Origin of the sequence: Clostridium sp. C8-1-8 (assembly GCF_009928445.1) — a bacterium.
Taxonomy (GTDB): Bacteria; Bacillota; Clostridia; order Clostridiales; family Clostridiaceae; genus Clostridium_AR.
This window is the reverse complement of sequence record NZ_JAABNO010000059.1, coordinates 1-7,760: the sequence shown is the minus strand read 5'-3', so window position 1 is coordinate 7,760 and position 7,760 is coordinate 1. Positions and strand designations below refer to the sequence as shown.

Annotated in this window: 6 protein-coding genes; all 6 read right to left on the bottom strand. The window is 31.4% G+C overall.

What is annotated here, in order from left to right:
- Window positions 1-2,484, bottom strand: a 2,484-nt coding sequence (locus GXK57_RS25925; protein ID WP_160680910.1) for an HsdR family type I site-specific deoxyribonuclease, incomplete at its 3' end; no start/stop codon positions are given.
- 28 nt (window positions 2,485-2,512) lie between these two features.
- Window positions 2,513-3,742, bottom strand: coding sequence for a restriction endonuclease subunit S (locus GXK57_RS25920; RefSeq protein ID WP_160680909.1), 1,230 nt, complete (start codon window positions 3,740-3,742; stop codon window positions 2,513-2,515).
- Window positions 3,732-4,817, bottom strand: coding sequence for a PDDEXK nuclease domain-containing protein (locus tag GXK57_RS25915; RefSeq protein ID WP_160680908.1), 1,086 nt, complete (start codon window positions 4,815-4,817; stop codon window positions 3,732-3,734). The genes GXK57_RS25920 and GXK57_RS25915 overlap by 11 nt, the downstream gene beginning before the upstream one ends.
- Window positions 4,807-6,324 (bottom strand): class I SAM-dependent DNA methyltransferase, encoded by a 1,518-nt coding sequence (locus GXK57_RS25910; RefSeq protein ID WP_160680907.1) that lies wholly within the window; start codon window positions 6,322-6,324, stop codon window positions 4,807-4,809. The genes GXK57_RS25915 and GXK57_RS25910 overlap by 11 nt, the downstream gene beginning before the upstream one ends.
- A gap of 250 nt (window positions 6,325-6,574) precedes the next feature.
- Window positions 6,575-6,772 (bottom strand): hypothetical protein, encoded by a 198-nt coding sequence (locus GXK57_RS25905; RefSeq protein WP_160680906.1) that lies wholly within the window; start codon window positions 6,770-6,772, stop codon window positions 6,575-6,577.
- A 24-nt stretch (window positions 6,773-6,796) separates the two neighbouring features.
- Window positions 6,797-7,390, bottom strand: a complete 594-nt coding sequence (locus GXK57_RS25900; protein ID WP_160680905.1) for a helix-turn-helix transcriptional regulator — start codon at window positions 7,388-7,390, stop codon at window positions 6,797-6,799.
- Window positions 7,391-7,760 lie beyond the last annotated feature (370 nt).

Genomic DNA, 7,760 nt, shown 5'->3' with positions numbered 1-7,760 from the left:
AAAGTATCCTACTTCTAGAGCCACTGTTTTACCTTGATCTGTAGCTGCACATAATGAATGAGCTTTTGCTAGTTCAATTGCAAATTGCTTAAATTCCTTTTGTTCCTTTTCTTCCATACCTAGAACTAGGTTCATGCCACTGGTGATTGCTCTTATTCTAGCAGCTTGAGAAGTTCCCATATATGCTGAATAGTCTAAACCGTGTACCATATCACGAAGATTTTCTAATTTTTCAAGCATTATAGCTACTGCGGCTGAGGTATCAATACCTGTGTTGCCCTTATCACTATCTGTATACTGTTTTAAAGCTCTCTTTAAGCTTTCAAGGATTCCAAGATAATCAACTACAACTCCACCTGATTTGTCTTTAAAAACTCTGTTTACTCTTGCTATTGCTTGCATTAAATTGTGTCCTTGCATAGGTTTGTCTATATACATGGTATGCATTGAAGGTACATCAAATCCAGTAAGCCACATATCTCTTACGATAACTATCTTTAGTTCATCATTGTTATCCTTCATTCTCTTTGCCAAAGTATCACGTCTTTGCTTTCCGCCTATATGCTTTTGAAGTCTATCATTATCAGCAGCGCTTCCAGTCATTACAACCTTTATATTACCTTTTTCTACATCATCACTATGCCAATCTGGTCTAAGCTTAACTATCTCGTCATATAAATCAACAGCTATTCTTCTGCTCATACATACAACCAATGCTTTACCATCAATTGTTTTTGCTTTTTCTTCATAATGATTAACTATATCTTCCGCAAGTTTCTTAACTCTATTAGGTGATCCTACAACGGCTTCTAGTCTTGACCACTTTGTCTTATATTTCTCTTTATCATTGTCTTCTTGACCTTCTGTAAGTTCTTCAAACTCTTCATCTATTTTTTGAAGTTCTGCATCATCAGTCTCTAGCTTAATAATTCTATTTTCGTAATATATCTTAACAGTAGCCTCATCTTCAACAGCTCTTGTCATATCGTAAACATCAATGTAATCACCAAAAACTGCTGGTGTTGATTTATCTTCAAGTTCTATTGGAGTTCCAGTAAATCCTATAAATGAAGCATTAGGAAGTGCATCCCTTAGATACTTTGCATAACCGTATTTTACTTCTCCAGTTTTATTATCTGTCTTTACCTCTAACCCATATTGGCTTCTATGTGCTTCATCTGCAATTATGATCACATTTCTTCTATCTGTAAGCACTGGCATGTCACCAGCTTCAGGCTTAAACTTTTGGATTGTAGTAAATATAATACCACCAGATTGTCTTTCATTAAGCAAATCAAACAATCCATTTAGTTCTTTTGAATTATCCTTAGCTTGTGCTTTCTTCTGCTCATCTGTAAGTTTTCTTACATTGGCCTGCTTTGGAGCCTGTCTTAAAATATCGATGGACTTAGAGAATGTGCCAAACAATTGCTCATCCAAATCATTTCTATCTGTTAGTATGATAAGTGTAGGATTATTCAATTCTTTAACAAGCTGAGCTGCATAAAAAACCATTGAAAAGCTCTTTCCAGATCCCTGTGTATGCCAGACAACCCCAATCTTCTTATCACCTTTTTCACTTGAAGCAATCTTAGTTTTTTCAACAGCTTTCTTAACAGCAAAATATTGATGATATCCAGCCAATATTTTAATTATAGTTTTCTTATCTCCAATCTTATTGCCATCAGCATCATAATCTGCTTTAGTTGATTCTTGAAATAACAAGAAGTTTTCCACTATATCAAGTACTCTTTCTTTTTCTAGCATTCCCCTAAGCATTACTTCATATTGAGGTATATCTAGGCTAGCAACCTCTATACCATCAACACTTCTCCAGTTCATGAATCTTTCTTCATTTGAAGTGATAGTTCCAACCTTTGCATTTATTCCATCCGATAGAATACAAAAGGCATTATAATTGAAGATACTAGGAATATCGTGTTTATAAGTTTGAATTTGATTATATGCACTGTCTATCCCTACATTTTCATCTGTAGCTGATTTTAATTCTATAACTACTAGAGGAATACCATTGACAAATATGATTAAATCCGGTCTTCTTTCCTCATTTTCAATTATAGTAAATTGATTAACTACTAAAAAATCATTCTTTTTAGGATTCTTAAAGTCTATAACATAAGCCTTTTCAGTTTTAGGCTGCCCATCTTTTCTAAAAGATACATCTATCCCTTCAACTAAAAGATTATGAAAATATCTATTATTTTCTTCTAGTATTGGACTATTAAAGCTAATTATCTTTCTATAAGCTTCATCCAATGCATCCTGTGGTAAATGTCTATTTATAGTAAACAAAGCATCTTTAATTCTTTGTTCTAATATACAATCTCTATAATTTTTTCGTTCTTGATAATCTCCACCATAGCTAATCTCTGGACCAAAAGCATAGGTATATCCCATTTCTTGAAGTATTTCTATAGCTGCTTGTTCTAATAAATCCTCTGTAAAATTCTCAAGTAAACTCAATTCCCTTCCCCCCCTTTAATACTAGTTCTTATCTTTCACTAACTTCTACTGGTATCCTTATTTCACCTGACATAAGTTTTGGTAGTAGTATGTCTCTTACCTCTTTCAATTCTGTATTCTCATTCGCAGACTCTACCATTTTTTTTAGAATAGGGAATACAATATTATTAAATTTATTTCTTAAATCACATTTAGGATGAGCCACCATCATATCACCAAGCCCGTTTTCCCAAATAGCGTATGGCATAGTCGTACCTTTTGAAGTTTTATCTGCGTAATTTATTGTTTCATCTAAATTTAACATACACAAATTATAAGAAATATCACTTTTCTCCTTAGATCTTAGAACAAATGTAGTGGTCCTTGTCACACCCTTAAATGGCGCCAAATTAACTCTATGAAAATATACTCTCATTGCTCCTATCAATATATCAAACTCTTCAAATAATACTAAGCTGCTATTTGCTTCTTTATATGATTTAAATTCTTTAATAGTCAATGATTTCATAGGCATAGTATCTATAGGAATATACTTTCTATCTTTAAGGTGCTCTCCTGACTTAGTGCTATTTTTTACATTATCTAATATTTCGTTTAGTTTTTTAAATTCCCAACCCTCGGGAATCATCCCCATTTCACTCTCAACCATTTTTCCACCACTAGATTTATAAGGCTCCCCATCTTCATTAGGAAACTCAAAATTCACAAACCATTGTTTAAAAATAGTTTGAGCCATTTCTTCTAGCTTTTTATTGATTTGGTTGTTGGTTTCTATTTTTTCATCTAGATGTGAAAGTATTTTAACTATGGATCTTTGTTCTATTAAACTAGGCAAATTTATATCATATTTAAGTATAGCATCCTTATCTCCTCTTGGCATTTTGGTACCTTTTGATGTTCCCATAACATAGTCAAAAAATTTATCTTGTGACAAAAAATAATACAAATATTTATTATAGATTATCTTTTCATTACATTTAAGTACGAGAACATCATTAGATGCTCCTCCTTTATTGTTGGAAAACCATATCTTTTTAAAATATGGCCTTATATTTGAAATTAATACATCTCCTTCTACATAAGCTGTTACACTCTTAGAATTAGGTATCGTTGAAGCTAATGTTACTCCGCCTTTTTCTGGAAGCATATTTTCAGTAGATATATAATTTTCTTGAGTTATTTTACATATTTCTACCTTGTCCTTTGAGTATCTACATACATCTTTTAGAGAATAAGATCTCCACTCACTAAAACTCATCCCCATCTCCTCCTGTCATTTTACTCATCACACCATCAGTTCTCAATTCCTGATTTTCAATTTCTAAAATCTCTCTATCCCTATCTATCTCCCTCTTCAATTCCTCTTCTGTAGGCATATAGAGCATATACTTTGAAGCAAATATCTGCTTGCTTTCTTCTAATATTGAGTATTTTACTATTGTTTCATTCTTTTCAGAGCATAATATAATCCCTATAGTTGGATTATCATCTTCTCCTTTTATTTCTTTCTCGTAATACCTTACGTAGAAATCCATCTGTCCTTTATCTTGATGAGTTAGTTTCCCTAGTTTTAGATCAATAAGCACAAAGCATTTAAGCAAATAATTATAAAAAACTAAGTCAACATAAAAGTGTTCTCCATCTGCTGTTATTCTTCTCTGTCTTCCTACAAAGGAGAATCCTTTTCCAAGTTCCAATAGAAACTCTTGCAGGTTATCTATTAATCCTTGCTCAAGATCTCTTTCTAAGAACTTCTTATTTTCTTTTAGATTTAAGAACTCCAGTATATAAGGATCTTTCATCATATCATTTATACTTTTGGAAGGTTCTAATCCTTTTATTTCATTTCTAACTTCATCTTTACTGTTTTCTTGAGTAGATAACAGTCTTTCATAATAGAATGAATTGATTTGCCTTTCTAACTGCCTTGTACTCCAATTGCTTTTTATACATTCATCCATATAAAATTCTCTTTTTTTACTATCCTCAACCTTAATCAATAGTCTATAATGAGTCCAACTTAATTGTTGACGCAGTGCGTCAACATTGTTAAACATAATATAAAATTTTCTCATTCTTGATAAATTGCTTTTATCAAATCCACTACCAAAATCCTTTGTGAGATTTTGGGATAATTCATTCATTAATTCTTTCCCATACTCTGCTCTTTCATTGCCCTCTAGTTCTTCATAAATTATTCTACCTATTTCCCAATAAGCCTTTACCATGTAAAAATTTACAGCTGAGTAAGCCTTGGCACGAGCTTCGAGCAATGTACTTTTTATATTTTCATAAAAACCATTATTAAGTTCTAGTTCATTATTAGAACTCATACCCAATGCCTCCAAGATTCTTTTTTATTTCATCCTCTAGTCTTCTTGATTTAGCAAATAGTTCACCAAGCTCACTTGTTAAAGCTTCCATCTTTTCTTCAAATGGAACTCCATCATCTTCTACTTCCTCTATTCCTACATATCTACCTGGTGTTAATACATATTCATGTTCTCTTACTTCTTCAAGCTTAGCCGCTTTGCAGAAGCCTTGTATATCTTCGTATCTTCCATCAATACTTCTATAATTATGATAAGTTTCAGCTATTTTTTTAATATCATCTGAACTTAATTCCCTATGTCTTCTATCAATCAGTGCTCCCAGATTTCTAGCATCTATGAATAATATTTCATCTTCTCTGCTTCTAAATTTAGGATTATCTTTTTTATTTCTATTTAATATCCATAGAGATACTGGAATACCAGTTGAGTAGAACAGCTTATCTGGCAATGCTACTATTGCATCTACTATATTTGCTTCTATTAAGTTCTTTCTTATTACTCCTTCATTGGAAGTATTTGAACTTAATGCTCCATTTGCTAGTACTATTCCTGCGCAGCCATTTGGTGCAAGATGATATACCATATGCTCTAGCCATGCATAGTTAGCATTTCCTTCTGGTGGAGTACCGTATTTCCATCTAACATCTTCTGTTAACTTATTTCCGCCCCAGTCACTTATATTAAAAGGAGGGTTAGCCAATATATAATCTGCCTTTAAAGTTTTATGAAGATCCTCATGGAAAGTGTCAGCATGATGTGGTCCTATATTACCATCTAGTCCTCTAATTGCAAGGTTCATTCTACATAGTTTCCAAGTTGTTGAGTTAAGTTCTTGTCCGTAAATAGATAAGTTTTCTATCTTTCCTTGGTGTTCTTCTACGAACTTTTCACTTTGAATAAACATACCACCTGAACCACAAGCAGGGTCATAGATTCTACCTTCATATGGTTCTATCATTTCTACTAAAGTTTTAACTACAGAAGTTGGTGTATAGAATTCTCCACCGCCTTTTCCTTCTGAACTAGCAAACTGTCCAAGGAAGTATTCATATACTCTTCCTAATAAATCTTTTTCTCCATTCTTATGAAGCTTTACTGTTGATATAAGATCTATTAATTCCCCAAGTCTTCTCTTATCTAATTCTGGTCTCGCATATCTCTTATCAAGAACACCTTTAAGTGTTGGATTTTCCTTTTCAATTAGTATCATTGCATCATCTATGTATTGACCTATCTTTGGATCCTTAGCATTATCTTTTATAAAGTCCCATCTTGCCTCTTTAGGAACCCAGAAGATATTTTCTGATTCGTATTCGTCTCTATCTTCTTCAAATCCGTCACCTTCTTCAACAAGTTCATTATATTTAGTTTCAAATCTATCAGATATATACTTTACAAATATAAGCCCTAACACCACATACTTATATTCTGCTGAGTCCATACTACCTCTTAATTTATCTGCTGCTTTCCATAACGTTTCCTCAAATCCGATGTTTGCTGTTGACATAAATAATTCCTCCTAAATGTTTTTACTTTGCTATATTAAATAAATCATAAAAATACTCAAAATCATCTTCTAAATCTTTGTTAATGTCTGCATATTCTACAAAGGTTTCTTTATCATAGATGCAATATATGTGTTTCGTAGTAAATTCATCTTTGTGATCAATCTTATACGCAGTCACAACTTTTTTAACGTGTTTTTTATAATCATCTATAACAACTCTATATATGTCTCCATTAAAATTCTTTTCATATTAGTAATCCTTACTTTTGTTTGATCTCTTGTATACATAATCAGGTTCATTTAAGATCTCTTCGATTTTCTTATGACTTATATCTGGATGTCTTTTTTTAATGTGATTATTATAGTTAACATTATGTAGTACAATTTTCTCGTGCAATTTTCCGTTGATTTTAAAACACAATAATTTATTCTCATAGAAGTATTTCACAATCCTCATCCCCTATTTAACACTTTAAAAATTATTATTATCAAAAACTTCAAAAATTTCACTTTCAAACTCATCCTGCTCTGTACCTGTTGACACTCTATCTGGAAGTAATTCTAAATAATGAGCTAAGGCTTCAATAGTTTTATGAACAAGAGCCTCATGTTGTGTTTTTTCCATAAGCTCAACTATAAGTTTATAGGTATCTATATACGGATTATCATCTATAATCTCCATAGCTTTCTTAAATCTGGAGATTAATTTTGCTTTTTCAATGGTTCTCTCCATAGTGTTGATTTCTTCTTTATCATAAATAGGAACCTTTTCAAAATCATTTACTTCTCCAATTAGATACTTTTCTTCATGCTCCTTTATTACAGGATTTAAATCTTTTTTTAACTTTTCCTTTTGTATTTCTAGTTTTTCTATTTCATTTAATTCTTTAGTAAAATATTGTTCTTCTATTCCAAAGATATCTTTTAATATAGGAAGATACTTTTTAGAAATATTTTGTTTACCTTTAATCCAAAGATTAATATTTTGCTTTTTTATTCCTAGTTTTTCAGCTAATTCTATATGCTGCATATTATATAAACTAAGGATGTATTCTAATCCAATCAAATAGTCACCTCCAGCAAAAATATTGTCTTGGTAAATATACTATTATTGTAATACCAAATATTGTCTTAGTCAATATACATATTATAACATTTCTATACAACAAAACAAATTATTCTAATAGCTTAGTTTTATTTTTCCAATAATCTATGAAGTTTTGTGTTGCAGGATTGCAGAAGTATATTATCTATAATCCTACATGCTCTAAACAATATAATTATTTATTTCTTTTTGTATTGTTGATAAGTTTTGTTCCAGGTGCTTTATCCTATCATTAATTGTATTAAGATTACGCTCTTCTATCTTAAATAAGTCTCTACATGTAAATGTTAATATGAAAGTGCATAAAAGTTCCAACATCAAAATGTAGGAA